The sequence below is a fragment of the Bacillus tuaregi genome (assembly GCF_900104575.1).
In the GTDB taxonomy this organism is placed as follows: domain Bacteria; phylum Bacillota; class Bacilli; order Bacillales; family Cytobacillaceae; genus Bacillus_BD; species Bacillus_BD tuaregi.
Genome location: NZ_LT629731.1, coordinates 2861648 through 2885375, shown reverse-complemented (window position 1 = coordinate 2885375; position 23728 = coordinate 2861648). Strand labels below are relative to the sequence as shown.

Genomic DNA, 23728 nt, shown 5'->3' with positions numbered 1-23728 from the left:
TTGAATGAGAACGCGTTAAGGGGAGGTAAAACTGTGAGTAGCTATGCTCAGAAACAAGGGGTAGGAGCCTTTTTATGGGATTATTTAACAACTGTCGATCATAAAAAAATTGCCCACCTTTATTTTATTGCCGGTGCACTGTTTTTCGTTATCGGTGGTCTAGAAGCTATGATGATTCGTATCCAGCTTATGGAACCGAATAATGATTTTGTCAGTGCTGGATTATTTAATGAAATTATTACGATGCATGGAACAACCATGATATTCCTTGCAGCAACACCTTTGTTATTTGCCTTTATGAATGCGATTGTACCGCTTCAAATTGGTGCTCGTGATGTTGCGTTTCCATTTTTAAACTCATTAGGATTTTGGTTATTCCTTTTTGGCGGTATCTTTTTAAATCTTTCTTGGTTCTTAGGAGGAGCACCTGATGCTGGATGGACTTCTTACGCATCATTGTCACTTGAATCTCCAGGACATGGGATTGATTTTTATACGATTGGATTGCAAATTTCAGGCTTTGGTACTTTAATTTCAGGGATTAACTTCCTTGTGACAATTATTAATATGAGAGCACCTGGAATGACGTTTATGAGGATGCCGCTTTTTACTTGGACTACATTTGTGGCATCAACACTTATTGTATTTGCGTTTACACCGCTTGCGGTTGGTTTGTTCTTATTAACATTTGACCGCTTATTCGGTGCTAATTTCTTTGACGTTGCCGGTGGTGGTAATACCATCATCTATGAACATATTTTCTGGATTTTTGGTCACCCAGAGGTATACATCTTAATTTTACCTGCATTTGGTATTTTCTCTGAGATTTTCTCTACTTTTTCAAGAAAGCGTTTATTTGGATATTCATCCATGGTATTTGCAACCGTATTAATCGGCTTTTTCGGTTTCATGGTATGGGCTCACCATATGTTCACAACCGGACTTGGACCGATTGCGAATGCAATCTTTGCGGTTGCGACAATGGCTATTGCGGTTCCAACAGGGATTAAAATCTTTAACTGGCTCTTTACGATGTGGGGCGGTAGTGTTAAATTCACGACGCCAATGCTGTATGCAGTAGCATTTATTCCTTCATTCGTAATGGGTGGCGTTACAGGTGTTATGCAGGCAGCGGCACCGCTTGATTATCAGCTGCATGACAGTTACTTTATTGTTGCTCACTTCCACTATGTAATTGTTGGTGGGGTTGTACTAGCCTTATTAGCTGGAACACATTTTTATTGGCCGAAAATGTTCGGTACTATGCTAAATGAAAAGTTAGGCAAGGTTACTTTTTGGTTATTCCTAATTGGCTTCCATTTAACTTTCTTTATTCAACATTTCTTAGGTCTAATGGGTATGCCGCGTCGTGTCTTTACCTTCCTCCCAAATCAAGGTTGGGAAGCAGCTAACTTAATTAGTACAATCGGTGCATTCCTTATGGCAGTGGCCGTTATTATTTTGCTAATTAACGTTATTGCCACAGTGGTTAAGAACGAAAAGGTAGGAAATGATCCATGGGGAGATGGACGTACATTAGAATGGGCATTACCTTCTCCACCTCCTTTTTATAACTTTAAACAAACTCCACTTGTGCGTGGATTGGATCCATACTGGATTGAAAAGATGGAGGGTAAGAAGAATTTGACACCGGCAGAGCCGCTTGGTGATATTCATATGCCAAATTCTTCATTTATACCATTTATGATTAGCTTAGGCTTGTTTATTGCAGGCTTTGGTGTCATGTATCAGTATGACATGAAAACAGATGATGTTTTTGCAAACCCAATGGGAATTGCAGTATTTATTATCGGATTAGTGATAACATTTGGTTCTATGATGTTCCGCTCTACTAAGGATGATCATGGATATCATATTCATAAGGAAGATTTAATGGATGATTTTGATAAGGGGGGGAAGGCATAATGCACGCGGAAGAAAAATGGACAACTGAAACGTGGCCGGCTTCGCCTGAAAGACAAACCCTTGAAGCTAAAAACAAATTTACGGGGTTTTGGATTTTCTTAGGAGGCGAAACAGTCCTTTTTGCCACCCTGTTTGCTACCTATCTTGCTTTAAAGGATAAGGTGCCAAGTCCTGAACATGCTTTGGCGAAGGATATATTCGAACTACCGTTAGTATTTGCAACCACCATGATTCTACTAACAAGCTCATTAACAAGTGTATATGCAATGTATCACATGAAGAATTTTCAGTTTAAAAAAATGATGGTATGGTTAGGTGTGACCGTGGCATTAGGTGCATCCTTCTTAGCGCTTGAAATATATGAGTTTAATCATTATGTACATGAATTTCATCATACATTTACAAGTAGTGCTTTTGGATCTGCATTTTATACTTTAACAGGCTTCCATGGTGCTCACGTCGCCTTTGGTCTTGGTTGGATTCTGACCTTGATGATTCGAAATGCTAAACGTGGACTAAATCTTTACAATGCACCAAAGTTTTATACAGCAAGTCTGTATTGGCACTTTATTGACGTTGTATGGGTATTTATCTTCACAGTTGTATATTTAATGGGAATGGTGGGATAATCTGATGAGCAATGAACAAATGAATTCAGTTAACCCTAATGATATCAAGTATCGTCGTAAAAAAAATGCCGAGGAAATGAGGCATCAGGTGATTACCTTTGCCCTTATGATCTTCCTTACTCTCATTGCGTTTGTAGCTGTCGGCTATGATGGTTTTAGCAATTGGTTTACAATACCATTTATATTATTGCTAGCCGGTGTTCAGGTAGCCTATCAGTTATATTACTTCATGCATATGAGTCATAAAGGGCATGAAATGCCAGCACTTTTCATGTTCAGTGGTGTGTTTGTGGCAATCATTACAGTGATTGCGTTCATGACAATTATCTGGTGGTAAGAATAAAAAGGAAATCGGCATGGCTGATTTCCTTTTTATACATTTACGATAAATAACTTTGTTTGAGTATATAATATTAAAATAGTATAATTAGTGTTAATAGTTAGAATGTTGAATGGTATTCATCCTTATGTATGAGAGAGGTGAAAGAACTTGTCGCTTGATATTTTTGGTTTTAGGGCATTATGGAGTCCGTTTTTCTTGACTTTTCTGATCGTTGTTACGGTTGGTTACTTTTTCCTAATAGATAAATATAAATATAAGATAGAAGAAAGTAAACGGCTTACAAGCTTGGAAATCAGACTGTTTCTCTTAGCTATGGTGTTAATTTATATTATTAAGGGTTCACCGCTTGATTTAATGGGGCATTTGATGTTTTATGCTCATATGATTCAGATGTCTGTATTACTATTTATTATTCCTCCAATTTTGATTGTAGCCTTACCTGTATGGATTTGGAGATATATTTGGTCATTACCAGTCATAAAAACCATTTTATTATTTTTTACTAGACCCATTATTGCGCTTGTCTTATTCAATGTAACGTTTTCTCTGTATCATATCCCTTTTGTTTTTGATGTGATTAAAACAACGATGTGGCTTCATGAAGCATACACTGGCTTACTTTTTATGCTCGCTTTATCGATGTGGTGGCCGCTTATGAACAAAGTAGATAAAAATCGAAGTATTGTTGGATTAAAGAAGGTTGCTTACATCTTTGCAAGTGGTGCATTGATATTACCTGCTTGTGCACTGATTATTTTTAATGATAGTCCGATGTATGCAGCATACTCAGACCCTAATCTATGGGCTCAAGCATTAGCGCTATGTGTTCCCCAAGCAACGCTTGCTTCCTTAGATTTAAGCGGACCGGAAATGTTTACATCACTATCATTAGTTCATGACCAACAGCTCGGTGGTATCTTAATGAAGATCATTCAAGAAATTGTATATGGGATTGTTTTGGCTCGTGTATTTTTTGAATGGTACCGAAAGGATCAAGAAGAAACAGAAGCAGAGCAGCTTAATGGATATCAGCCACAGCCGGTTGAATAATTGTAGCTAGTACGCAAAGGCCTCTCATAGAATGTGAGAGGTTTTTTTAGTCAAGTATTTTCATCACACTCTTTTAAAAAATGTTAGGATAAATTAGCAATGTTTTGTGAACGAATTCTGATTATTATTGAAAAATAATACCTACTCTAATACAATAATAGTTATATAGAAGTAATGTATACATAAATGATAAATCTAAAAAAGTCGAGAGGACGTTACTAGATGGATTACACATTGCCGATTTTACCAACAATCAGTACATCATTTATTGTGCTCAGTGCTATTATGGTTGCGATTGGATGGAGTTTAATAAGGAAACGGAAAATTGAAGCGCATAAAAAGGTGATGCTATGGGCCGCGATTTTTGCAGTTGTCTTTTTTATAATCTATGCCAGTAGAACCATTTTTATTGGGAATACAAGCTTTGGGGGACCTGACCATCTCAAAATCTACTACACCATATTCTTAGTTTTTCATATTACTTTGGCGACGGTGGGAGCTGTTTTAGGAATCATATCACTCATTACAGGTCTCAAGAATAATCTTTCCAGGCATCGCAAATTAGGACCAGTTACAAGTATTATTTGGTTTTTTACGGCAATTACCGGTGTTGCTGTTTACTTATTACTTTATGTATTTTACCATGGTGGTGATACAACCTCTGTGATTAAAGCGATATTAGGTTTTTAGAATATTTCTGCACCGATGGAATAAATTCTAATCGGTAAAAAAAGTCAAAAGACGCGTGTTGTATGCGTCTTTTGACTTTTTTTTATTTAGCAAAATGGGCAATCTCTGATTGAATATTGGTTAAGATCTTCTCACATTGAGCTACTAATGATTTTGGGAAGCTCTCGCCGTCCCCGTATTCAACCCCATGTGGATAGTAATGCTTACCAAGTAATGGAGTCTTTAGCTGAATGAGGGCTTTACCAGCGCCGACATCACCTTCAACTGCATAGCCTTGAACACGTAAATAAAAAACGCCTTCGTTTAATTCAAATTTACGATCGTATGTAACTCTTTCAAAATCCCACTGTCCTTCTCGAACTAGACCATAGTCTAGCATAACGTCATCAAGACGGTTAAGCTCAGCCTTCATACTTTCGAAACCTTTGTTTTCAAACTTCATAATTTGTCCCCTCCAAGCAAAACATTTTTGTTAGATGAATTATCATATTGTTTACAAAAATCCAATTATACTCAAATTTAATAATAGTGCAAAAACCAATAAGTTTCAATCAGTTATCGACAGGAATTTTAGATTTTGCATAATTAAAAACAAATTGGAAACTTTAATAAATGATTCTGTTACCTATTTATGAAAATGTAATAAAAAAAGGAGGTTTTAACGATTGGAAAAGATACGAGATATTATGACTAATGATGTAGAATGTTGTTCGTTATTAGATAATATGTATGAAGTGGCTGTAAAAATGAAGGAATTAAATGTTGGGTCGATTCCTATTATTGATCAGGAGAAGCTGGTCGGTATGATAACTGACAGAGATATTGCCGTACGTGGGGTTGCGGAAAAAAAACCTGGCTCAACAAAAGTGGAGAAAATAATGAGTGACCAGCTGGTTACGATAACGCCAGAAATGACAACAAATGAAGCTGCGAATCTTATGGCAGAGCATCAAATTCGACGGCTTCCTGTAGTAGTTGGAGAGAAGCTGGTCGGCATTGTAAGTCTTGGTGATTTTGCTATCCGGGAATTAACGGATAATCAGGCGGGTGAGGCTCTTTCGGAAATTTCGGAACACACAAACCAAATCCAACATTAAGGTACCCACGGGTGCCTTTTTTTAACATTATCGGTGGCTTATTTCTTTGGATTGCTGGAAAGGATCAAAAGTTAAGTTTTTTACCATTATCATATTCCTTGAAATGTTATAATGACATAAGAATCGAAAATGCGAAGGGGAATGAATTATTGTGAAAGGAGGTTCTTTTCTGAAAACGATTATTCGAGTAATCGCTATTATTATGATTTTTACTGTGATAGGTTTTCTCATGAATATCAGTGAGGATAAAGAGGAGGACCAAATAAATCAAGGTCGTTCGACATCTGAATCTTACCAAACCTTTGAGGAAACAGCTGATAAAGGTAGCGAGTATATCCAGACGGAAGGGCTTATTAATTTAATCGGCAAAACGTCTGACGAGCTAGAGGAGGAGCTGGGAAAACCGGCAAGAGTGGACAGATCTGCTTACGGTTTTCATTGGTGGATTTATAATGGTAATGATAGTCATTATGTTCAAGTGGGTGTTGAAGGTAACCAAGTCGCCACTATTTATGCGATTGGCAAGGATGTTAATATAAAACCGCTTTATATCGGGCAGCCGATAAATGAAATATATGCCAATTATTTCATTGAATCAATTGTAAGTCTCGATTATAAGAATTCCTCTTATTATTTTGAGCTTTCTGAGGAGGACATTAACACACGACCGCTTATTCAATTAGGTAATGTTTTTATGCAATTATTCATTGATAAATTTACTGGAAAACTATCAAGTGTTCGTTTAATGGATATTCCTACGCTTATTAAACTTCATCCTTTTGATACTGCTAATAAGGAGCTGCGGGATACTCAGAAAAATGAGGGAATCAAGCAGGAAATACTATCGAAAAATAATGAAATGCAGGTTGCTGACTTGATAAATATGAAAAGGCTTCATTTTGGTTTAAAGCCTTTGGTTTGGCATGACAAGCTCGCGCTGGTTGCGTATGAACAAAGTAAGAATATGTCTGAGAATAACGATGGAGTGCTGCCGATAGAACCCTATCGAGAATTATCAGAGCGGTTAGAAGAGGCAGAGGTTAAGTTTCAACAAGCAGAAGAAATTGCTGGACCCTACTACTTGGATGCACCGGCTGTAGTTGAAGACTGGTTTAATAGTCGAGCACATCGAGAAAAGCTGTTAGATAAGCAATTTACTCATATGGGTGTAGGTGTTTATGAGAATCATATTACGCAAAACTTACTACAAATAGAAAATGAAGTGCATTAAACGCAGTCTATAATGGATTTATTTTGTTTATCACCAATTCCATCCCTATACATATCGTAATATAGGTAATTGTTAGGGTTGAGGTGAAACAAATGGAAAATAAAAAGCTTCATCCGTCGATCGAGGAATTTAAAGCGTTTGTTAATAAGAATCCAAGAGTTCTAGTTGATGTTAAGAAAGGGAAGACCACGCTGCAGGAATTGTATGAGGACTGGTATTTGTTAGGTGAGAATGATTCAAAGTGGGACCGGGTTAGTTCTGAAGCAGATCACGGATCTAAAGAATCAAAAGGAGATTGGCTAAGCAATGTTCTTGGTGCTTTTAAAAAAATGGATCAAGAGCAGTTACAGCATAATATTAATCATTTAAGCCAAGCTATTGGGGCAGTTCAAGGGGTGCTCGCACAGTTCCAAGCGGGGGCTAATAAAAATAAATCAAATCCGCAAACTCAAAAACAGAACAATCCCTTTATTTTTAGAAAAGACTAAGTGAGAGGGATATTTGACATGAGAAAAGATGTCTACAATTATTTGGAACAAAATAAAGAGTTACATTCATTTTTACGGGAACAGCCCGTCTGGTATCGAAAAATATCCCGTGATCCGACCCAAATACAAGCAATGGAAATCGCTGCACTTCATTATTATAAGAAAACTATACCCCATCGTGTTGAAAAAATATCCTATGGGGTTCAAATGGCGTCAATGATGTTTAGTATGTTTCAATCAATGAATAATCAATCTTAAAAAGGAGGGTAGCCTCCTTTTTTTGTTTCAAAATATGGCAGCATCGTATCGAGTAAAAGCGTACAATTTAGTAAACAATACGATTAGTAATAAGCAAACCAACATTTGTTTTATGAAAAACAAATGTAAGGAGTGATAAGATTGAAAAAGCTGCATAGTTTTGTCTTCTTTCTGCTTCTATTTGGTGTATCAGCCTGTCATAAGGATATACCTGAGCCTGAAACAAAGGATGTATCCTTTGCTTCGCCTGAGGTAGTAGAAGCTTCGAATATGAAAGTCGTTGAAGATGAACCATTATTTGTAAAATATCATGTGAAGGGAAAAGATGTATATTTTGAATGCATTGTAAAGGGTGTTTCGTTTCGAAATGGTGCTAAACTGATTGTGTCGATTGATGGAAAAAAGACTGCTGAATATCATAATGCAGCTTTTATCGTGAAAGGACTTAATCCTGGTCAGCATCAGGTAACATTAGAGTTATATAATCCGAATCAGCAGGCATTAGCAAGACAGCAAATGGATCTGACGATTAAATGATCTTAAAGGGAAAAGTAACCTTTTGAATGGTACAAGTAACATCCACTTCGCTTTCGTGCCGTTTCATGTTAAAATATGAAACGGAGGTGAGCTTAGTATGCTTGCTACAATGGAAAGAGTATTGATATTGGAAAATGCCGAGGAAATGGCCAAAATGATCTGGCAATCGGAAATTGCTGCTCGCTATCGTTTATGTATAGATAATATAAAGAACAATCAAGAAACCCAAAGGAAAATCCGTGAGTTCGTTAAGGTGAAAGATCAATATGAAGAGGTACAGCGTTTCGGGAAATATCATCCTGACTATAAAACGGTAATGTCAACCGTTAGAAAATGTAAACGAGAAATGGATATGGATTATCACATAGCTGAATTTCGCAGGGTGGAAAATGAATTGCAGGAGCTTCTAGACGAAGTCAGTATTTTGATTGGTCGTTCGGTTTCCGAGCATATTAAAGTTCCAACTGGAAATCCTTATTTTGATTCGCAATCAAGCTGTGGAGGAGGTTGCGGCTCAGGTGGGAGCTGCGGCTGTTCAGCATAATATATAAAGAAATCGGATTTGTCCAAATAGGATGAATCCGATTTTTCGTTTCTAGGAAATGGATTCATTGAAAATGGTTCAATATTTATGCTAGACTAGATGAAGAAACGGTAACGAGGGGAAATGCTATGTTAAGTCAACGACAAGGGCTTATTGTTTGGCTGCATTCACTAAAACAGGCAAAGATGCTTAGAAGGTTTGGCAATGTTCATTATGTTTCAAAAAGATTAAAATACGTTGTTCTATATTGTAATGCAGACGAGATAGATTTACTAATGACGAAATTGAAGTCCTACTCTTTTGTAAAAAAAGTAGAGCCTTCCCAAAAACCATTTATTAAAATTGAGTTCGAAAATTCTAAGCCTGATAAAGCAAAGGAATACGATTATAAAATGGGAATTTAACTTCATTCAGCAGAAGTCCTCCACTTCTACAAGTGGGGGATGAATGCAAATGGTGCTTCGATTCAGTGGGGATTCAAACCCCCGGCTGAATGAAGTTAAGCCTCCGGCGGATGTCACGGATTTTTTAAAGGTAGTATATCGAGCGAGCTCGATAAAAATCCGGACGCAAATTCGACGGGCGAATTTGATCGAAATTGCTCTAATGATTAAGGGTTCTGAGCTCCTAAAACTGCACCTATCTTATTAGCTAGGCGGCGATTTTGGGCTCAGAGCCCTTTTTTCTATGTTAGTTTTAGACCATAAAAAAAGCCCTGCAAAATTTGCAGGGTCCTTCTACATCCTATTAGGATAGAAGGTAAAGGGAGAGGAGAAACCGGAGGAAGAACTTATGGGGAAACGTAAGTCTTCTCCGCGGTTGGCAACAACATCCTCGAATGATGTTGTTACTAGTATTATTTCCACAATTAGGATTGATATACATATTAATGATTCTTTTTTCAACAATCTGCTAGATGTTGGATTGGCTATTTTGTTTCTGTATGATAGGATAAAAAAGTATATCTAATCAATAATGCCGTGGTGATAAGATGAGAGTGGTTTCAGGCAGCTGTAAAGGGATAGCATTAAAGGCTGTTCCTGGTCATTCAACTAGACCAACAACAGACAAAGTAAAAGAAGCAATGTTTAATATGATTGGACCATATTTTGACGGAGGAGTAGGTCTAGACCTATTTGCCGGTAGTGGTGGTCTTGGAATTGAAGCTTTAAGCAGAGGTTTGCAGCAGGTAATATTTGTTGACCGCGATGGGAAAGCCATACAAACGATTCGAGACAATATACATAAATGTGGGTTTGAAGATCAGGTAGAGATATATAGAAATGACGCAGAAAGAGCTGTTAAAGCTGTAACCAAAAGAGAGCTTTCGTTTGATTACATCTTTCTCGACCCACCGTATAAAAAACAACAGCTTGAAAAGCTTATGGAAATGATAAGTGAACAAAATTTGCTAAACGAAAAGGGTACTATTATTTGTGAACATAGTTCTGATATAGATTTACCTCAAACGATTGGCAGTTTTACAAAAAAGAAGCAGGAAAAGTATGGCATAATCGCGGTCTCCATTTTTAGTTAGGGGAGAGAATAGGGGGATATCATGGAGAGAATTGCAATTTGTCCGGGGAGCTTTGACCCAGTCACAAATGGTCATATAGATATTATCACAAGAGGTGCTCGTATTTTTGATAAGCTATATGTCGTTGTATTGAACAATGAGTCCAAGCATCCATTATTTACGGTTGAGGAAAGAGTGGGTTTAATCAAAGAAGCCACAAAGGGGATAGAAAGAGTGGAAGTAGACTCTTATAGCGGTCTACTAGTTGATTATGCCAAAAAGGTTGGGGCAATTGCCAATATTAGAGGATTACGGGCAGTTTCTGATTTTGAATATGAGATGTCTATTACGGCCATGAACCGGTTACTAGACCATAATCTAGAGACCTTCTTTATTATGACTAGAAATCAATATTCTTTTTTAAGTTCAAGTATTGTAAAAGAGGTTGCCCGACATGGGGCGGATATTTCAGCGCTTGTACCTGAAGTAGTTGAAAATGCGCTAAGAAAAAAGTATGACAATAAGGACAAATAAAGACATCATATATGAAAAGACGAGCGCATTTTAGTGCTCGTCTTTAACTATTATTTACAACCATTCTTTTGGCATAGATGACAACATATAAAGCGAGCATACTAATAGTGAAGAGTGAGCCGAATTTAGTCCATTGTGCCAATATCATATAGAGTGAGGACTCTTTATCAAGTAGGATAACTGGTATTGTGTTTGACGGCTGTTCATGTCCATAGAAACGTTCATAAATTGGTCCCCATAGGATCCACGTGTAAAAGGCGGCGATACATCCATGTATGATTCTGGCAAAGAAAAAGGGTTTGAAGTTAATATCTGTTTGGGCAAGAATGCTGGCAACCTGGGCTTGCACACTGAAACCACAAAAGCCAAGAATTAGACTGGTAATAATAGCTTGTTCCATTAGAGTTGCTTCTTGTATTTTGCTAATAAGCTGGCTTCCTAAGGTGATTTCAAATAATCCGGATATAAAGGGGATGCTTAATTCTACAGGTAATTGAAATACCCGCAAAAGAACTTCAAAAATTTCGGCGAAAAAGGCGGTAATATGTAGATGGAATAAAAGCTTGTTTACGACTGAGAATAAAATGATGAAACCGCCAATCATCAATAAGGTTTGAACAGAAGACATCACGGCATCTCCAAGCAACTTACCAATAGGACGGTTGTCCTTGATTCTTGTTTGATGGAGAGAAGATAAAGCGGTTCTAATTAGGCTTTGCTTATTTTTTGCAGCATCTCTCTTTTCATTGGGTCCGTGAAACCGCATGATGATCCCAACGGTTAAATTGCCGAGATAATGGGCGAGTGCTAGGATAATTCCGAGTTTAGCATTATGAAAAAAACCTACGGATACTGCACCGAATATAAAAAGCGGGTTAGACGAATTAGTAAATGAGACAAGCCGTTCCGCCTCCGTTTTCGTAATCTGACCTTCCTGTCTTAGCCGGGCTGTTAACTTGGCACCTGCGGGATAACCGGAAGCCATTCCCATTGCTAATGCGAATCCACCTACACCGGGAACACGAAACAAAGGTCTCATTAGAGGTTCTAATAAGATTCCGATAAACTTTACGATTCCGAAGCCGATTAGCATCTCCGAAACAATGAAAAATGGCAAAAGTGAAGGGAAAACAATTTGAAGCCACATATCCAATCCTCGAATGGATGCGGAAACTGCTTCTTGAGGAAAGGCTATGAGCGAAATCGCCATAAATGACGCAGAAGAGGCTAAAAAAATGGTTTTTAATTTGGAACGAAACACTTGCTTTCCTCCCTCAAGTTTAACGAATTGTTCAACAGATTCAATCGATGGTAAAATAATGTAGAATATATTTTCTATTCGGTCTTGTCCTCATATAAATCAATATACTCATAGAAGATTAAAATAGACCATAAGATTATATACCAGCGATTCTTTAGGAGGGGATTTTTTTTGGGCCGTCCCAAAATTGGTTTGGCACTTGGGTCAGGGGGAGCTCGAGGCTTTGCTCACCTTGGTGTGATTAAGGTGTTGGTGGAAAACGGAATTCCAATTGATTATATTGCTGGAAGCAGTATGGGGTCACTTGTAGCCTGCTTTTATGGGGCAGGGATAGAAATGGACCGTCTTTATAAGCTTTCTACGGCTTTCAAAAGGAAGTATTATTTAGATTTTACTGTTCCTAAAATGGGGTTTATAGCCGGTAATCGAGTGAAAGAGCTCATTCGAGTATTTACGAAAGGAAAGCGGCTTGAGGAGCTGATGATACCAGTTTCTGTTGTAGCTACAGATCTTATGACAGGTGAGAAGGTTATATTTCAAAAAGGCCCTATTGCTGAGGCTGTAAGGGCGAGTATATCAATACCAGGTATTTTTGTTCCGGAAAAACAGAATGGACGTTTATTAGTGGATGGCGGTGTTGTTGACCGTGTGCCGGTTTCGGTTGTAAAAGAGATGGGAGCCGATATTGTAATAGCTGTAGATGTATCACGTGTTAAGACCAATGCTGATATATCAACTATCTACGATGTAATTATGCAAAGTCTTGATATCATGCAGATGGAGCTGGTAGAGCATAGACAGATTGCTTCAGATGTCATGATTAGACCTCTTGTGGAAGAATACAGCTCAAGAGCCTTTACCAATATAGATGAATTGATCCAAAAGGGTGAAGAGGAAGCGAGAAAGCATCTTGAAGAAATTAAACGAATCATGAAAATGTGGGAGGAGCTGCATCAGGAGTGAAAAAAACAAACATCATACGTATCCTTCTTATAATAGCATTTCTTTTCCTTGTATCTTCTTTTTATTATCTGCCTTACTATGTTTCCAAGCCGGGTATGGCAAAGGAGCTTGAGCCAATTATAGAGGTGAAGGACGGATATGATGAAAAAGGAAGTTTTATGCTTACAACCGTTAGAATGGGTAGAGCTAATATATATTCCTACATAACAGCAAAATTTATGGATTACGTAGAAGTGTATCCAATGGATGATATTCGAGCAGAGAATGAAACAGATGAAGAGTACAATATCCGCCAATTGCATCTAATGGATTCTTCTAAAGCTGCCGCCATCGAGGTAGCTTATAAAAAAGCGGGAATTCCCATAGATTATCATTATAAGGGGGTCTATGTTCTTCATGTTGTACCAGACATGCCTGCCGATGGAAAATTAAAAGCTGCTGACCGTATTTTTAAAGTGGATGATCTTGAATTTAGTTCTTCTGAAGAATTTATCACCTATGTAAGCCGCTTAGAAGCAGGCGAGCAGGTTACGCTCACGTATGAAAGAAACAATAAAATTAATGAAGTAAGCCTTATGGTGGAAGCGTTTAAAGATAATGAAAATAAGGAAAGAGTCGGGATAGGTATCGGGCTGGTTGATGATAAGGAATTATTGGTAGACCCTGCTGTTCATATGAAAACGGATGAAATAGGTGGTCCTTCTGCAGGATTTATGTTTTCGCTTGAAATTTATAATCAATTAACCAAGCTTGATTTAACAAAGGGCTATGAGATAGCTGGAACTGGAACTATTTCACCTGATGGAACAGTTGGGAAAATTGGTGGGATTGAGCAAAAGGTCATTGCAGCAGATAAGGCTGGAGCTGATATTTTTCTTGCTCCGAATGAAGCGGGGAGTAAGAGCTCTAATTACCTTGTTGCAGTCCAAACCGCAAAAAATATTGGTACAGATATGAAAATTATTCCGGTTGATACATTTGATGAAGCAGTTAGTTATTTAGAAAAATTAAGCCCCAAAAAATAAAGCGACCTATATCGCTTTATTTTTTTGCTCGCTACTATGATTTTGTAAATAGATTGGCTTCTGATTAAATTCCAATTCAATTGCCTTTTGTCTATACTTTTCCGGCAATCCCATCGCGTAAATTCTAGCTGCTTTTGTATCCGTCTGAATTTGTTGATTGGTAAAGGAAGATCGTTTTGAAATTATAGGAATTTGACAGGTCTTTTTTAACTGATTTAAATAGTTACGACCTGTTTCGGTCATTCCTAACAAACGTAAATAGGTGATATGGCTATCAGCAGTCATTTCACTCTTGGTTGAGTGAGTGAGAATATGTGTCAGCATTCTTTGTAGACGTGTCCAGGTATAACGCTTTGTTTTTAAGGCCTTCATAAATTGTGGGAAGGTTTCACATTTAAGTGCAAGTGAAAATAGGCGATTTTCAATTCCTTCCTCTACTTCATATATCTCTTTAAGTTCAGTGGAACTTAATTGTAGCAGGTTGAACCGTAGATAAGACCAATACATATTCCAGTCATGAAAGTCACCATAGTCTTCTTGATATCGTTGTAATCCTTCAAAAGTATCGATGGGGACGTAGGATTGAATACCTGCTAACGTGCTATCGTTTGAAAATAACGCTTTACGAATACTTGTTGCGCTTGCAATCGAAGCAGAAGTAAAATGTTCATCATGATAATTCGCATTTTTTCTAGCGATTGTCACCATTTTCACAGGATACTTTCTTGCTTCAGCTGCTTTAACATACTGAAAGCCAAGAATATTATTAGGTAAGCTAAGGTCAATCAAATCATTTGCAGGTGCTATCGCTTGGAATGCCATAGACGAAGCCTTTGGATAACTGTATCCCTTATCGATAAAATGTTTAATATTATGGTTATATGCTTCCTGGTTTCTACTGAGAAAGTGATAGGTTTGGTAAAAGGTGTTAATGTTGCCAGATTCACTGCCAAAACAAATGGAATCACAGCCTGCTTCAGCTAATAGGGAAACAGCGCCAACAGCAAATGTATCTGCTTTTTGAACGGCAAAGGAATAGGGAAGTTCAAAGACAATATCAATTCCTCCCTTTAAGGCCATTTCGGTCCGAGTCCATTTTGAGACCATGGCGGGTTCACCTCTTTGTAAGAAATTCCCACTCATAGCTGCTATCACAACGTTTGCCCCTGTTGCCTTTTTGGCAGATTCAACATGATAAGCATGTCCATGGTGGAATGGGTTATATTCAACAACTACTCCAACTGCTTTCATTTATTCACTACTCCTTTTTTCTTGCACAAATTTAAAACCGGATTTTTTTACCATTTTAATCTAAATGGTGGTTGTAAACAACTTATTAGGGTAAACTACTATAGTATGTACAAATCTTATGTTATAGCTGGTTTTACTGTAAAGAAATAATATTGACAAATAATTATATGAAAGCTATAATTACCTTTGTTGCCTTGGGGTGATTCGAATGAAATGGACTTTAAGTCAGTTACAGAAACATCGAAGTAAGGAATTTCCAATAGATGAAATGGTGCAGGCTGATGAAATAATGAAAATCGACTCATCGATTCGAAAAGTATCGCCTATGCATATTACAGGCTATGCTGATATTAGTTCATCAAAAGTGACCTTTCATTTAAGGATAAACGGTTTTTTAATTCTTCCTTGTTCTCGTACGTTAGTTGACGTGAATTATCCAATTAATGTTGAAACAACCGAAACATTCCTTCTGAATGGCTATGATTACGAAAGCGATGAGGAGGTTCATCAAGTAAAAAATGATGTAATTGACGTAATGCCAATTATACATGAAATTTTATTACTTGAAGTCCCAATGCAAGTTTTCTGTGAAGACAGCACGGAAGAAGGTGCTCCTCAATCTGGTAAAGATTGGGAAGTGATTCATGAACATGATAAGAAAGACAAAATTGACCCTCGTCTAGCTGGGCTTGCTAAATTTTTTGATCAAGATGATCAATCTTCTGATTCATAATCAGGAGGAGAAAAGAGGCAGTTGAAGATTTAGATGGAAGGTCTTCGCAACTTTCTTAATACTCTTTAAGGAGGTGGGAATAATGGCTGTACCTTTTAGAAGAACATCAAAAACTGCGAAAAGAAAGCGTCGTACACATTTTAAATTACAGGTGCCAGGTATGACAGAATGCCCAAACTGTGGTGAAATGAAACTTGCTCACCGCGTATGTAAAGCATGCGGAACATACAAAGGCAAGGAAGTAGTTAACGACTAATTCTACCGTGTAGAATGAAAGCACAAGAACAAAAATGTTCTTGTGCTTTTGTTGTTTTAAAGAATAAGATAAAAAGGAACCAATATGAAAAGCTACATAATGAAAAAGAATGGGAGGTAGGCTAGATGGAACCTTATTTGATTCAAAAAAGCGAGGACGGGCTTCTAGTATTTACGATTAATAGAGCGGATAAAAGGAATGCGGTTAATGATGAAATCATTAATGGATTGCAAAAGGCTGTTGAACAGGCCTATGATCAAGATGTAAAGGCTTTTGTGATTACAGGAGCTGGTGACCGAGCTTTTTGCTCAGGAGGAGACCTATCGGTATTTCATCAATTACATACGGAAGAAGAGGCATATGGAATGCTGTCAAAAATGTCTCAGGTTTTAACGGATGTGTTTCTTTTGCCAAAGCCAACGATTGCTGTATTAAACGGAACAGCTGTGGGGGGTGGCTGTGAGATAGCGGCCGCTTGTGATTTCCGAATTGCTAGAAAGGGAATTAAAGCAGGCTTTATCCAGGGAACATTAGCGATTACGACTGGCTGGGGCGGTGGTACGATGATTCTTGAAAAGCTAGCGCCGGCGAAAGGGTTGAAGATGCTCATGGAGGCTGGTCTCTATTATACAGATGAGCTAAAGGAGCTTGGCTTTGTGGATGATGTGTATGAAGGAGATGCACAGGCTGGACTACAAAGGTTTGTTAGCCAAATTCTGAAGCTGGAATCTGGGGTTACCTCTGCCTATAAAGAAATCCTGATTAGAAGGTGGAAGGAAAGTGGAGTGATTGAAAGAATTGAAGAGGAAGTAAGGAGCTGTGCAATGTTATGGGAACAAGATGCACATCACAAGCAGGTAGAGAATTTTCTTAATAAAAAGTAAAGTTCAAGAAATCAATGAAAACTGGTATGATATCAGTCTATCTTTTCTAGTAGAAGCATATGTATGAATAAAAAAAGACTAGGAGGGATTTTCTGATGTCAACTACACGACAGGATGCTTGGACACAGGATGAGGATTTGCTTCTTGCTGAGGTAGTACTTCGCCATATTCGTGAAGGTGGAACACAGCTGCAAGCCTTTGAGGAAGTTGGAAAGCGGCTGTCAAGAACCGCCGCAGCCTGCGGTTTTCGCTGGAATTCATCCATTAGAAAACAATATAAGTCCGGTATTGAGTTGGCTAAAAGACAACGAAAAGATGCTAAGAGAGGTCCCGTTGTCAAAAACGATGTCAATCATGGAGGAACAGAGGCGGCGATTAATCCACCTGAAAAGACAGAAGAAACATTCCAACCGTCTATGAAGGAAATAACTTTTGAAGATTTAGTAGTCTATTTGAACAAACTATATGATCGTGCGCAAAATTCTAAAGATTATCAGGAAAATCTTTCGCTTTACAAAACAAAATTAATGACGCTCGAACAGAAGCTCCACGATATTTCGGCGGAAAATGATCGCTTGTCGAAAGAACTCTACGAAATGGAGCATGATTATAAGGCTTTAATTGAAATTATGGAAAGAGCGAGGAAAATGGTGGTTCTAAAAGAGGAGGAATTTGCACAAAAGGTCCGCTTTCAAATGGATAAAAACGGAAATTTGGAGAAACTTGATAAATAAAAAAACAAGCGGACAATGCCTTGTCTGCTTGTTTTTTTGATTAGCTTGTAGCTTCCATTACCCCATTTGGGTGCCAAATGAGTGGATTTTCTCCTAAATCTCGATCCATCTCATAGTTAACAGATTGGAACCCCATCTTCTCCCAAAAGCTTCTCGATTTAATTCTTGGGTTTGTCTTAATCGGCATGCCAAACCTTTTGGCGAATTCTACCAGTGCCGTCCCATAGCCTCTTCCTTGGTATTCAGAAAGAACTTCTAGCTTCCAAATTTCTAAATAATCTACTGGCGGCTCAAAATAACGATTATACTTAGCATTTACCTGATATACACTCATTCTGGCAACAAGCTTATCACCAAAAAAAATACCGTAAAAAGGTGATTCGCTATCATTTTCAATAATATTCGCCTCTAAATCTTCTGTCATGGAGAGCTCCTGAATGCCATATTCCTTGAATTTCTTAAATTCCTCAAGAGTTTTGTAATTGACCTTTAGTTTAATAATTTCAATCGCCATTGATCTCATCCCCCTTTTGAAGCAAACATTGCATGTAAATTGATTAAAATGAATACGTATAGAAATAAAGTGTTTTAAACTTAAATAAATTAATAATGTTTGTAAGTATTATTATATACTATTTATTTGAAAAATTCTGCTTTGTAGTCAGAAAACGGTTACAAAATATAAAAAAGATGAATAAAGGGGGTAATACAATGAAGGAAATTAAAGCGATAATGGCTGGGACTGTCTTAATGATATCGATCCAAAAAGGAGATCGGATTTCAGCGGGTCAGGAGGTCCTTGTCTTAGAGTCCATGAAGATGGCAATCCCGATTGAAAGTGGAGAAGCTGGAGAGGTTACGAATATCCTCGTTACGGTGGGTGACTTTGTTAATGAAGGAGATGTGCTATTGACCTTAAGCTAGTCTACCGTTAAAAGGAAGACTTGAAAAAAGCTGTCGGTAAAGGTTACTTAATCTGAAAGGAAGCGGGATTATGACTACCATCCAAACCTTAATTGAAATACTACAGCAAAGGAGACAAAAGCTAGAAGCTGGAGGACCAAAAAAATATCATGAAAAGCTGTTACAACAGAATAAGCTTTTTGTTCGCAGGAGACTGGAACTCTTGTTTGATAAAGGTCAATTTGAAGAGGATGGACGATTTGCTAATTGTCTAGAACAAGGTCTTCCTGCTGATGGTGTTGTAACGGGGATAGGGAAAGTTAATGGTCAGACGGTATGTGTAATGGCTAATGATTCGACGGTAAAAGCGGGTTCCTGGGGAGCGCGTACAGTTGAAAAAATTATTCGCATTCAGGAAACAGCAGAAAAAATGCTAGTGCCCATTCTATACTTAGTCGACTCAGCTGGTGCCCGGATTACAGATCAATTAGAGATGTTCCCGAACAGAAGAGGAGCAGGACGGATTTTTTATAATCAAGTCAAGCTGTCTGGTATGGTACCGCAAATCTGTGTATTATTTGGTCCTTCAGCTGCTGGTGGTGCCTATATACCTGCCTTTTGTGATCTTGTCATCATGGTTGAACAGAATGCTTCCATGTATTTAGGCTCTCCGAGAATGGCCGAAATGGTCATAGGTGAAAAGGTCAGTCTAGAGGAGATGGGTGGAGCTAATATGCATTGCTCCATTAGCGGCTGTGGGGATATATTGGTTCAAAATGAAGAAGAGGCAATCACACTAGCCCAACAATATTTAAGCTATTTACCGGTTAATTTCAAAGGGAAGCCCGCAGAAGTTGCTGTGAAGAGTCCTAAAGAAGGGATTAATTTAGAAAAAATTATCCCTGTAAATCAAAATATTCCCTTTAATATGTATGATTGTATTGATGCGCTAATTGATCAGGATAGTTTCTTTGAAATCAAAAGATTATTTGCATCTGAATTAATTACTGGATTGGCAAGAATAAATGGAAAGGTAGTAGGGATTGTTGCGAATCAGCCAAAGGTAAAAGGGGGCGTCTTGTTCGTTGACTCTTCCGATAAAGGAGCCCGGTTTATTACTCTGTGCGATGCCTTTCATATTCCGCTGCTGTTTTTAACGGATGTACCTGGCTTTATGATTGGTACAAAGGTTGAAAGAGCCGGAATCATTCGTCATGGTGCTAAGTTCATAGCAGCTATGAGTACAGCAACAGTACCAAAAATCTCTGTTATTCTCCGAAAAGCTTATGGTGCTGGTCTTTATGCAATGGCAGGTCCAGCTTTTGAACCAGATTGCTGTGTCGCTTTACCAACTGCCCAAATTGCTGTTATGGGACCTGAGGCGGCAGTGAATGCAGTTTATTCTAATAAACTAAATGAATTAGAGGATCCAAAGGAAAAACTTTCGTTTAAGCTTGAGAAAGAGAAGGCATATCAAGAAACAATTGATATTTATAAATTAGCTGCAGAGCTAATTGTGGATGACATCATAGCGCCTCATGAGTTAAGAACATTTCTTATTTCGCGGTTTGCTCTATATGAAACGAAAGAAATGACCTTTAGTTCGAGGAAACATCCGGTTTACCCTGTTTAGGTCAAACACCCGTTGCCTGATAAATGGTAGCGGGTCTTTTTCTCTTTCAATCTCCTATACGAATGGATAGTAAATCCCTTATAATAATGAAGAGAAAAATATTAGTCCCTTTAGTAGAGGCTGGGAAGGGTCAGGGTATTCAATATGAAAATTGCTATTATCGGCGGCGGGTCTATTGGTTTATTGTTTTCCTACTATTTACATATGCATCATCCTGTCTGCTTGTATGTCCGCTCTCAAGAGCAGGCAGAACGTATACGGAAAAACGGATTATCTTTCATGCACAGTGGTGAGGAAAAGCAGATAAAATTAGATGTTAAATTAATATCTGAATGGCAGGGGGAAGAAGACGTTACTTTTATTGCTGTAAAGCAATACCATTTACCTGATTTAATGGACCAGCTCACAGCTTTTAGTCAGGCAGATAAAACTCTTATATTCCTGCAGAATGGTATGGGGCACATTAAACTCTTGGAGCCATTACACGGAAAAATATTATTAGGAACCGTGGAGCATGGAGCGTTGAAAATAAACTCTCATACAGTGATACATACAGGTGTTGGATTAACAAAGCTGGCAGCCTATCATCATTCATCACCTATGCGTCAGGAAGTAAAAAAAATGTTGAATGATGATAACTTCTTATTCTTGTTTGAGGAAGATTATGGAAAGATGCTGACGAAAAAGTTAGTTGTCAATGCTGTCATTAATCCACTAACTGCCATTTTGGGGGTTAATAACGGTGAACTCATTCAAAATCCTGATTTTTTTGCGATTGTTAAACGTTTATTTGCTGAAATTGAAACCAGTTTGTCATTAGTTAATAGTGAGGAATATTTTCAAAACGTAATAGCTGTCTGTGAAAAAACAGCTCAAAACCAGTCCTCAATGCTTCGTGATTTAATGGAGAATCGCCCAACAGAAATAGATGCAATTCTTGGATATATTTTAGAAAAGGCCGCTGAACGAGACATAAATACTCCAATCATAGAAGCCTTTTATCTTGCTGTTAAAGGGAAGGAAAATAGAGTGGGGGAGTAAAAAAGTGACAGGATTCTTTTCTTCTATTATTGCAACATTCGTGACTATTCCGTTGCTTGGGTATATAATCGTGTTTGTTATTAGCAAGCTTATTACAAAGCAACATCGCAAGGCTGTCCGAATTGCTATTGATGTGACAACCTTTTTATTTATTTTATCGGTGCATTATTTTATTATGGCCATTTGGGATACGTCCTTCTTATGGGTCATACTTATTATCATGCTGCTTGTGGCAATTGTATTTGTCATTGTACATTGGAAAGTAAAGCATGAAATTCATTTTTCCAAGGTTTTTAAAGGATATTGGCGGTTTAATTTTTTGCTGTTTGGATTCATTTATATTATTTTAATAATATATGGACTTGTTCATCGAGTTAGTATGTCTATTTCAATGTCCTAATCTTGTTTGTAGAAAGGAAGTCTTAAATGGAGCTGTTAAATCTCGAGCTCCCGGCAACCAATCGGTTTGCAACTGGATATTTAGCCGGAGCACCTGAGATACAACGTTTTTTTCATTATCAATATCAGAGTGATACTGATTATAAAGAACGGCTATTAGAGTTAAAACAAAGAAATTTCATGAGGGAAGAACTGGCATCGTGTATAGAAAAATATATGAAAGGCTTTCCTTCCTCAAAAAAAGTAAATGATTCATTGCAAAAACTAACACAGGAAGACAGTGTTGTGGTAATTGGTGGGCAACAGGCTGGAATCCTTACGGGTCCTTTATATTCTATTCATAAAATTATTTCCATCATCGTGTTAGCCAGACAAAAGGAAGAAGAGCTTGGAATTCCAGTTGTTCCTATTTTTTGGATAGCTGGTGAAGATCATGATTATCAAGAAGTAAATCATATCTTTGTTGAGAACGAGGGGAAAGTTCAAAAAGTTGTTTATCCCGAAAAGGTGTTAGAAAAGAAAATGGTTTCGGATATTTCGATTAACAAAGAGGTATGTACAGCATGGGTTGAAGAAATCATCGAAAATTTAGGTGAAACTGAGCATACGAATGAACTGCTTGCCTGTTTAAGAGAAGCGGTTAATCAATCAGAAACCTTCGTAGACTTCTTTGCTTACATAGTAATGGAACTATTCAAGGATTACGGATTACTTATCATCGATTCCGGGTATGCTGGTTTACGCTGCCTTGAAAAAGAAATCTTTATTTCTCAAATTCAGCAAGCTCAGAGGATAACAAATGATGTGAAACAGGTTCAGGATGAGCTTGAAAAAGAGGGTTTTTTTCAAGCGATAGATATAAGTGGTCAGGCAGCGAACATTTTTTATTATGATGACCGATATAAGGAAAGAATTTTACTTGACTATATGGCTGAAAGGAATGAATTTATCGGGAAGAATGGAGCAGTTACCTTCACATACGAAGAATTATTGCAAATTGCTTCTGAGTTTCCATGGAAATTAAGTAATAATGTGGTGACTCGTCCCATAACACAGGAATTACTTTTTCCAACATTGGCCTTTATTGCCGGTCCGGGTGAAATTGCTTATTGGGCAGAATTGAAAAAGGCATTTGAAGGCTATGCGATAAAGATGCCACCGATTGTTCCAAGGTTAAATATTACACTTTTAGATAGGTCAGTGGAAACAGACCTCCATGAACTGGGCCTGGCTCTTCATACGGTTTTAACCTCTGGGACAGAAAAACAGAAAGAAGATTATTTATCAACAGTTAAAGATGAAGAGCTTAGTAAGCTGTTCCAGCAGGCGAAAGAGCAGCTAATTGAAAATTACCGAGATATAAAAGGGCGGATAGATAAAGGCCTATTCCCTTTGTTAGAAAAAAATCAATCACTGCTGCTTAAACAGATTGAATTTATGGAAGGAAAGGTTGAGTTATCGTTACAGGAAAAACACCAGGTGGTTCTGAATAAATACATTCGAGTAAATAATAGATTGACACCTTTGGGCTCCCCTCAGGAACGAATCTTAAATGCTATTCCCTTTATGAACCAATATGGAATTCGCTTTCTAGCAACTTTAGCCAATCTTTCTTATACATTTGACGGTAAGCACAAAGTAATCAAAATCTAAAAGCTTAGAGATCTTTTCCCCAATGAAAAGGTCTCTTTTTTTTGTCAAAAATAAAAAAATTTCATAATCTGTACCATAATAGAAGGATTTTATTTCAACTGCGAGAATTACTAAAAATAAGTGGTAGAAAGTGGAGGGATGTGGTAAAG

The 23728-nt window shown here is 37.7% G+C and carries 30 protein-coding genes; 26 read left to right on the top strand and 4 right to left on the bottom strand.

From position 1 onward, the window contains the following. Positions 1 to 33: 33 nt before the first annotated feature. The 5 genes from ctaD to BQ5321_RS16140 all read left to right on the top strand — a co-directional run bounded on the left by ctaD (position 34) and on the right by BQ5321_RS16140 (position 4638). Positions 34 to 1926: a cytochrome c oxidase subunit I gene (gene ctaD, locus BQ5321_RS16160; protein ID WP_071395465.1), complete on the top strand. Its 1893-nt coding sequence runs from the start codon at positions 34 to 36 to the stop codon at positions 1924 to 1926. Beyond that, positions 1926 to 2555, top strand: a complete 630-nt coding sequence (locus BQ5321_RS16155) for a cytochrome (ubi)quinol oxidase subunit III (RefSeq protein WP_071395464.1) — start codon at positions 1926 to 1928, stop codon at positions 2553 to 2555. Before ctaD ends, BQ5321_RS16155 begins: the two co-directional genes overlap by 1 nt. A 4-nt stretch (positions 2556 to 2559) precedes the next feature. Next, positions 2560 to 2892, top strand: a complete 333-nt coding sequence (ctaF, locus tag BQ5321_RS16150; RefSeq protein ID WP_071395463.1) for a cytochrome c oxidase subunit IVB — start codon at positions 2560 to 2562, stop codon at positions 2890 to 2892. A 153-nt stretch (positions 2893 to 3045) separates the two neighbouring features. Continuing rightward, positions 3046 to 3948 (top strand): cytochrome c oxidase assembly factor CtaG, encoded by a 903-nt coding sequence (ctaG, locus tag BQ5321_RS16145; RefSeq protein ID WP_071395462.1) that lies wholly within the window; start codon positions 3046 to 3048, stop codon positions 3946 to 3948. A 222-nt stretch (positions 3949 to 4170) separates the two neighbouring features. Beyond that, positions 4171 to 4638 (top strand): DUF420 domain-containing protein, encoded by a 468-nt coding sequence (locus BQ5321_RS16140; protein ID WP_071395461.1) that lies wholly within the window; start codon positions 4171 to 4173, stop codon positions 4636 to 4638. 82 nt (positions 4639 to 4720) lie between these two features. On the opposite strand, the gene BQ5321_RS16135 is transcribed toward BQ5321_RS16140, so the two are convergent. Continuing rightward, the gene (locus tag BQ5321_RS16135; protein WP_071395460.1) at positions 4721 to 5080 is read right to left on the bottom strand and encodes a YugN family protein; all 360 of its coding nucleotides are present in this window, start codon (positions 5078 to 5080) and stop codon (positions 4721 to 4723) included. Positions 5081 to 5303: 223 nt separating this feature from the next. On the opposite strand from BQ5321_RS16135, the gene BQ5321_RS16130 reads away from it, so the two are divergent. The 10 genes from BQ5321_RS16130 (at position 5304) to coaD (ending at position 10843) form a co-directional block, all read left to right on the top strand. Next, a complete protein-coding gene (locus BQ5321_RS16130) occupies positions 5304 to 5735 on the top strand; it encodes a CBS domain-containing protein (protein ID WP_071395459.1) in 432 nt (143 codons plus the stop codon). 151 nt (positions 5736 to 5886) lie between these two features. Next, positions 5887 to 6966 carry a CAP domain-containing protein gene (locus BQ5321_RS16125; RefSeq protein WP_084786833.1) on the top strand — a complete coding sequence of 360 codons (1080 nt, stop codon included), beginning with the start codon at positions 5887 to 5889 and terminating at the stop codon, positions 6964 to 6966. A 92-nt stretch (positions 6967 to 7058) separates the two neighbouring features. Further along, positions 7059 to 7454 (top strand): YlbD family protein, encoded by a 396-nt coding sequence (gene ylbD, locus BQ5321_RS16120; protein ID WP_071395458.1) that lies wholly within the window; start codon positions 7059 to 7061, stop codon positions 7452 to 7454. An 18-nt stretch (positions 7455 to 7472) separates the two neighbouring features. Then, a complete protein-coding gene (locus BQ5321_RS16115; RefSeq protein ID WP_071395457.1) occupies positions 7473 to 7712 on the top strand; it encodes a YlbE-like family protein in 240 nt (79 codons plus the stop codon). A 141-nt stretch (positions 7713 to 7853) separates the two neighbouring features. Then, a complete protein-coding gene (locus tag BQ5321_RS16110) occupies positions 7854 to 8249 on the top strand; it encodes a hypothetical protein (protein WP_071395456.1) in 396 nt (131 codons plus the stop codon). A gap of 97 nt (positions 8250 to 8346) precedes the next feature. Beyond that, the gene (locus BQ5321_RS16105; RefSeq protein WP_071395455.1) at positions 8347 to 8793 is read left to right on the top strand and encodes a YlbF/YmcA family competence regulator; all 447 of its coding nucleotides are present in this window, start codon (positions 8347 to 8349) and stop codon (positions 8791 to 8793) included. Positions 8794 to 8921: 128 nt separating this feature from the next. Continuing rightward, entirely contained in the window at positions 8922 to 9197 is a 276-nt protein-coding gene (locus tag BQ5321_RS16100) for a YlbG family protein (RefSeq protein ID WP_071395454.1), read from the top strand. A 388-nt stretch (positions 9198 to 9585) separates the two neighbouring features. Then, complete coding sequence (locus tag BQ5321_RS24300; RefSeq protein WP_159433436.1) at positions 9586 to 9762, top strand: hypothetical protein; 177 nt, start codon at positions 9586 to 9588, stop codon at positions 9760 to 9762. 22 nt (positions 9763 to 9784) lie between these two features. Beyond that, positions 9785 to 10330: a 16S rRNA (guanine(966)-N(2))-methyltransferase RsmD gene (gene rsmD / locus BQ5321_RS16090; protein WP_071395452.1), complete on the top strand. Its 546-nt coding sequence runs from the start codon at positions 9785 to 9787 to the stop codon at positions 10328 to 10330. Between the two features lie 21 nt (positions 10331 to 10351). Next, positions 10352 to 10843 (top strand): pantetheine-phosphate adenylyltransferase, encoded by a 492-nt coding sequence (coaD, locus tag BQ5321_RS16085; protein ID WP_071395451.1) that lies wholly within the window; start codon positions 10352 to 10354, stop codon positions 10841 to 10843. A 43-nt stretch (positions 10844 to 10886) separates the two neighbouring features. Here coaD and ylbJ read toward each other — a convergent pair whose 3' ends face one another. Beyond that, the gene (ylbJ, locus tag BQ5321_RS16080) at positions 10887 to 12104 is read right to left on the bottom strand and encodes a sporulation integral membrane protein YlbJ (protein WP_071395450.1); all 1218 of its coding nucleotides are present in this window, start codon (positions 12102 to 12104) and stop codon (positions 10887 to 10889) included. 171 nt (positions 12105 to 12275) lie between these two features. On the opposite strand from ylbJ, the gene BQ5321_RS16075 reads away from it, so the two are divergent. Further along, on the top strand, positions 12276 to 13067 hold the full coding sequence (locus BQ5321_RS16075) for a patatin-like phospholipase family protein (RefSeq protein WP_071395449.1): 792 nt from the start codon (positions 12276 to 12278) through the stop codon (positions 13065 to 13067). Beyond that, complete coding sequence (locus BQ5321_RS16070; protein ID WP_071395448.1) at positions 13064 to 14092, top strand: SepM family pheromone-processing serine protease; 1029 nt, start codon at positions 13064 to 13066, stop codon at positions 14090 to 14092. The genes BQ5321_RS16075 and BQ5321_RS16070 overlap by 4 nt, the downstream gene beginning before the upstream one ends. 6 nt (positions 14093 to 14098) lie before the next feature. On the opposite strand, the gene BQ5321_RS16065 is transcribed toward BQ5321_RS16070, so the two are convergent. Further along, positions 14099 to 15343, bottom strand: coding sequence for a nucleotidyltransferase (locus BQ5321_RS16065; protein ID WP_071395447.1), 1245 nt, complete (start codon positions 15341 to 15343; stop codon positions 14099 to 14101). 208 nt (positions 15344 to 15551) lie between these two features. On the opposite strand from BQ5321_RS16065, the gene BQ5321_RS16060 reads away from it, so the two are divergent. From BQ5321_RS16060 to BQ5321_RS16045, 4 genes are all read left to right on the top strand, one after another. Then, positions 15552 to 16076 carry a YceD family protein gene (locus BQ5321_RS16060; RefSeq protein ID WP_071395446.1) on the top strand — a complete coding sequence of 175 codons (525 nt, stop codon included), beginning with the start codon at positions 15552 to 15554 and terminating at the stop codon, positions 16074 to 16076. Between the two features lie 82 nt (positions 16077 to 16158). After that, a complete protein-coding gene (rpmF, locus tag BQ5321_RS16055; protein WP_071395445.1) occupies positions 16159 to 16332 on the top strand; it encodes a 50S ribosomal protein L32 in 174 nt (57 codons plus the stop codon). Between the two features lie 125 nt (positions 16333 to 16457). Beyond that, positions 16458 to 17216: an enoyl-CoA hydratase/isomerase family protein gene (locus BQ5321_RS16050; RefSeq protein WP_071395444.1), complete on the top strand. Its 759-nt coding sequence runs from the start codon at positions 16458 to 16460 to the stop codon at positions 17214 to 17216. Between the two features lie 95 nt (positions 17217 to 17311). After that, the gene (locus BQ5321_RS16045) at positions 17312 to 17950 is read left to right on the top strand and encodes an RsfA family transcriptional regulator (protein WP_071395443.1); all 639 of its coding nucleotides are present in this window, start codon (positions 17312 to 17314) and stop codon (positions 17948 to 17950) included. 40 nt (positions 17951 to 17990) lie between these two features. Here the strand turns inward: BQ5321_RS16045 and BQ5321_RS16040 are convergent, their stop codons facing one another. Then, a complete protein-coding gene (locus tag BQ5321_RS16040) occupies positions 17991 to 18464 on the bottom strand; it encodes an N-acetyltransferase (protein ID WP_071395442.1) in 474 nt (157 codons plus the stop codon). A 197-nt stretch (positions 18465 to 18661) separates the two neighbouring features. Between BQ5321_RS16040 and BQ5321_RS16035 the strand changes: the two genes are divergently transcribed. The 5 genes from BQ5321_RS16035 (at position 18662) to bshC (ending at position 23579) form a co-directional block, all read left to right on the top strand. Beyond that, positions 18662 to 18874 (top strand): biotin/lipoyl-containing protein, encoded by a 213-nt coding sequence (locus BQ5321_RS16035; protein WP_071395441.1) that lies wholly within the window; start codon positions 18662 to 18664, stop codon positions 18872 to 18874. A 70-nt stretch (positions 18875 to 18944) separates the two neighbouring features. Further along, on the top strand, positions 18945 to 20486 hold the full coding sequence (locus BQ5321_RS16030) for an acyl-CoA carboxylase subunit beta (protein WP_071395440.1): 1542 nt from the start codon (positions 18945 to 18947) through the stop codon (positions 20484 to 20486). A gap of 144 nt (positions 20487 to 20630) precedes the next feature. Continuing rightward, positions 20631 to 21527: a 2-dehydropantoate 2-reductase gene (locus BQ5321_RS16025; protein WP_071395439.1), complete on the top strand. Its 897-nt coding sequence runs from the start codon at positions 20631 to 20633 to the stop codon at positions 21525 to 21527. Positions 21528 to 21531: 4 nt separating this feature from the next. Beyond that, positions 21532 to 21927 carry a DUF3397 domain-containing protein gene (locus tag BQ5321_RS16020; RefSeq protein ID WP_071395438.1) on the top strand — a complete coding sequence of 132 codons (396 nt, stop codon included), beginning with the start codon at positions 21532 to 21534 and terminating at the stop codon, positions 21925 to 21927. Positions 21928 to 21953: 26 nt separating this feature from the next. Next, positions 21954 to 23579 carry a bacillithiol biosynthesis cysteine-adding enzyme BshC gene (bshC, locus tag BQ5321_RS16015; RefSeq protein WP_071395437.1) on the top strand — a complete coding sequence of 542 codons (1626 nt, stop codon included), beginning with the start codon at positions 21954 to 21956 and terminating at the stop codon, positions 23577 to 23579. Positions 23580 to 23728 lie beyond the last annotated feature (149 nt).